3 protein-coding genes are annotated in these 3,665 nt (G+C 38.2%); all 3 read left to right on the top strand.

Going from position 1 to position 3,665, the window contains the following annotated elements:
• Window positions 1-185: 185 nt before the first annotated feature.
• Window positions 186-818, top strand: a complete 633-nt coding sequence (locus ACY65O_RS13635) for a response regulator transcription factor (RefSeq protein WP_462221410.1) — start codon at window positions 186-188, stop codon at window positions 816-818.
• Between the two features lie 92 nt (window positions 819-910).
• The gene (locus tag ACY65O_RS13630; protein WP_462221409.1) at window positions 911-2,194 is read left to right on the top strand and encodes a Kelch repeat-containing protein; all 1,284 of its coding nucleotides are present in this window, start codon (window positions 911-913) and stop codon (window positions 2,192-2,194) included.
• A 382-nt stretch (window positions 2,195-2,576) separates the two neighbouring features.
• The coding region (locus ACY65O_RS13625; RefSeq protein ID WP_462221408.1) for a hypothetical protein at window positions 2,577-3,665 on the top strand (1,089 nt) is incomplete at its 3' end.

The following is a 3,665-nucleotide window of genomic DNA, read 5'->3' as shown; positions in this document are numbered from 1 at the left end:
ACGTACATCATGCAGCGAAAAAACTACCTGAAAACGGCCACTGTTTTCTAACAGTAATTGCATGCTTTGGCGCAATACATCATTGTCGTCAACAATACCTATTGTCGTCATGGCATAAAGGTGTGTTTATATTTTTGTATTGCAATCCCCCGTTTGGGTGAAAATTATAAACCAACCTTTATGCCATGACAACAATAGGAATTGTTGACGACAACGACGTATTGCGGCAAAGCATGCAATTGTTGCTGGAAAACAGTGGCAATTTCCAGGTAGTTTTTTCGCTGCATGATGTGCGTACATTGCTGGAGCAAACAGAAATTTTTATGCCCCGCCTGCTGCTGATGGATATTGATATGCCCGGCATTAATGGCATAGAAGCGGTGAAGATGGTAAAGAAAGATTACCCTTCGGTGGAAGTGGTAATGTTTACGGTGTTTGAAGATGATGAAAAAATATTCCGCAGTGTGATGGCCGGCGCCAGTGGCTACCTCTTAAAAAAAACGCCCCCTGCAAAATTACTGGAAGCCCTGGATGATTTTGTGCATGGCGGCGCCCCCATGACGGGCAGCATTGCCACCCGGGTATTACAAATGTTTAGAAAACAAACCACCCAAACAGCCGAATCATTTAATCTTTCTCCCAGGGAACAAGATATACTAACCGGTATTACAGACGGCAAAAGTTTTAAGATAATTGCCGCCGAACGTTTTCTATCTACCGAAACTGTAAGAAGCCACGTAAAAAATATTTACGAAAAACTGCATGTACACTCCAAAGCCGAAGCAGTGGCTAAAGCCTTTCGGGAAAAATTAGTCTAACCCTCTCCTTCTTACTTTTTACAAAAACCCCATAAACGGGGGATTTTTAAGGTTTGTGTATTGAATAGTTTTGGTAAGTAAAAATTATCAAAATGAAAAGAATATTTATTGCAGGTGCATTTATTTTATTTACTGTTATAGTGCATGCACAAAATGTAGGTATTGGTGTACCTGTACCGTTGCAAAAATTAGATGTGGGTGGTGCTGTTAAAATTGGAACCACTGCCACCAACCAACCGGGATCTATCCGTTTTAATGCAGGTAAGTTTGAAGGAGGTGATGGAACAAATTGGAAAAGTTTTGAAGGGTTGCCTTCAAAAGCCATTATTCTTGCACGGACGCAGGATACTGCAGCTATAAAATTGGCAGGGTTTTATGTATTTAGACAAAGCAATCTTCCCGACGAGTATTACGACACAACCTATACCAATTATCCAGGGCAATGGGTAGGCTTATCTTCTACAAATCCACAAGATGAGCCAATGGAGATTTATAATTATGAAAGTGTGCAATACAACAATAAAATTATTTATTGCGACTTTTATGGAACATTGCACCAATACGATATTGGCACACAGGCATGGAGTCAATTACCTGGTACTAATCCTTTAAGTATTCGCACTCATCAATCTATAACACTAGTTGGTAATACTATTTATATATTCGGCGGATACGCATACAACCCAGCTACCCTTTTCAATAATGGAGCTAAATATAATCTTACAACAAATACTTGGTCGGCTGTTGCTAATATGCCAGTTGCATCTTTTTTTCACGCATCCTGTGCATTGGGAACAGATATTTATATTATTGGAGGCTCATCGACAAACTTGACGGTAACCAACCAAATACAATTAGGAAAAAAACTCTACAAATACAACACCCTTACTAACACTTGGTCTGCTGATTTAACAAATAGTAGTACGCCATTTTTATCTCAGGGTAATGCACATATTAGAAATAATAAATTGTTGTTGGTTGGCGATTCTATTAGAGAATATAACCCAACATTAAATAGCTACAGCACATTGGCTTATAATATTACTTCCCCTTCCTATGTTTATACATCTGCTGTTGTATTGGATAAGGTAAATGTTTTCGGTAAAATTTTAGATACTATAGAGCCTGTTAATCCTGGCCTTATTACATATCATTCCCAAATTAATCTCCTAAATGGTCAATCAACCGTTCTTAATACTAACTGTAATAATATTTCTATCCCTTCTCCTTACTCCTATAGATATGTGACTGGTATAAATAAGTATGTTTATAAAAATAATTCTGGAATTGCTGCCTTTGATCCATTAGGGTCTATACCCACATGCTTAATGGAACACTATCACTTTGCGTACTTACATTATATGAAGAAGCAATAAGTAAAATTTTTAAAGAAAGTAAAATACGAACACTTTAATTCTTTCCCGACGCATCTTCTCCCAGATAACTCCTTCGTCGTGGTTGGTATTGAAGGACAAGCAATAAACTTAGCCGTACCAACCACATATAATACAGCCAAAAGTAAACACAGCCCAAAGTTTGCCATTATTGTTGCTACGTTATGCTCAGGCATACTCAATCTGGCGCAGATATGCAACAGCAGGTTATTGAGTATGTCGCATCTCCCGTAAAAGCGGAACAAGTTGTGCCAATAAAAAATTACCCTAAACTTCTCCTTTCTTACTTTTTACAAAAACCCCATAAACGGGGGATTTTTAAGGTTTATGTATTGAATAGTTTTGGTAAGTAAAATTTATCAATATGAAATCAATTACACTTTTCCTTTTTTGCAGTTTGTTAATTGTACTGATGCTAACCAATAAAAGCATGGCACAAAACACCGGTATTGGTACCACCGCCCCAACTGCAAAATTACAAATTGCCGCAGCTAACCCTGCTGCCCCCACTAACCAGGAAGGTATATTGATACCGAGAATAAATGTTTTTCCTGCAGCTGCGCCAACAGTAAACCAAAACGGGATGATGGTTTTTTTAACCACCACTGCGGGAACTAATTTACCCGGTTTTTATTATTGGGATAATGCATCATTAACCTGGAAAGGCGTAAGTGCCAATACTGGTTGGGCATTAAATGGAAATGCAGGTACAACTGCAGCAAATAATTTTATTGGCACTACGGATAATAATGATGTAATTTTTAAGAGAAATAATGTAAGGGCAGGTAGAATAGGATTGTTGAATACTTCTATTGGAACAGATGCGTTAAACCCTTTAAGTACCGGCCTCGAAAATACAGCAATTGGAGGAGCGGCACTTTTCTCTAATACAACCGGATTTCAAAATACTGCCAATGGAGTAGGTACACTTTACTCAAACACCCTCGGTAATAGAAATACCGCTACCGGAAATAATGCGCTTTCTCAAAATATTTCGGGAATACAAAATACGGCTACTGGTTACCGGTCACTTTTTTCCAACACAACTGGAAATAATAATACTGCCAATGGCGTTTCTGCACTTCATTTTAATACCACAGGCAGTTATAATACTGCCAATGGAGATAGCTCACTCTACTCAAATACAACAGGATTTGGTAATACTGCCAATGGAACTGGCTCTCTTTTTAACAATACAACAGGCAATAACAATACCGCCAATGGAATTCGTTCACTTTATTCAAACGCAACAGGCGATTACAATACCGCCAATGGATTTGAAGCTCTTTTTAACAATACAACACTAAATTATAATACCGCCTATGGTGCTAGGGCACTTTACTCCAACACAACCGGATATCTTAATACCGCCAATGGAGCTAATGCTCTTTATACTAACACAACAGGAAGCGATAATACAGCAAATGGTTTTCATGCACTTTATTTCAACACA

Origin of the sequence: Ferruginibacter sp., assembly GCF_031430955.1 — a bacterium.
In the GTDB taxonomy this organism is placed as follows: Bacteria; Bacteroidota; Bacteroidia; order Chitinophagales; family Chitinophagaceae; genus Ferruginibacter.
This window is presented reverse-complemented; position numbering and strand designations above follow the sequence as displayed.

Bases quoted from the DNA above. Each gene is read 5' to 3' on its own strand.
- ACY65O_RS13630 (WP_462221409.1), top strand. From the start codon at position 911: ATGAAAAGAATATTTATTGCAGGTGCATTTATTTTATTTACTGTTATA.
- ACY65O_RS13635 (WP_462221410.1), top strand. From the start codon at position 186: ATGACAACAATAGGAATTGTTGACGACAACGACGTATTGCGGCAAAGC.